Source organism: Pseudomonas hunanensis, from assembly GCF_013393325.1.
Taxonomy (GTDB): Bacteria; Pseudomonadota; Gammaproteobacteria; order Pseudomonadales; family Pseudomonadaceae; genus Aquipseudomonas; species Aquipseudomonas putida_P.
In genome coordinates, this window is the sequence record NZ_QJRC01000022.1 from 1 (window position 1) to 399 (window position 399).

Annotated in this window: 1 pseudogene; it reads left to right on the forward strand. The window is 67.7% G+C overall.

Annotated elements, in window-relative coordinates:
* Positions 1-399 (forward strand): annotated as a pseudogene (locus DM807_RS00220) (T6SS effector BTH_I2691 family protein); the annotation flags it as partial.

Here is a 399-nt window from a genome sequence, read left to right on the forward strand (position 1 = left end):
ATCAGCTGCGCGACCTGATGCCCGCCGAGCAACTGGAGCACACCAAACCCGCACAACCGCCCGAGCAGGAGCGCGTGCCGGCGTGCTACCGGTTGGATGCCGAACAACTGAGCGTGCAAAGCCGCGACTTCCACCATCGCAACCTGGTGGCCATGCTGCTGAACAAGACGCTGGAAAGCATGTACCCGGCGGACGCCCCCTCGCCGGAACTGGCCGCGTTCCGGCTTGGCCTGGAACGCCGGGGCCCCGCCCTGTCGCCGGCCGAGTCGCATTTTCAGGCGCTCACCCACAAGGACTACTCGCCCCACGGCGCGCGCCTGGTACAGCGCCTCGATGTCGAGAAGTACCGGCGCTTTCTCGCCGAGCGCGATGAGCTGGAACGGCGCATTGCCGCCCTGC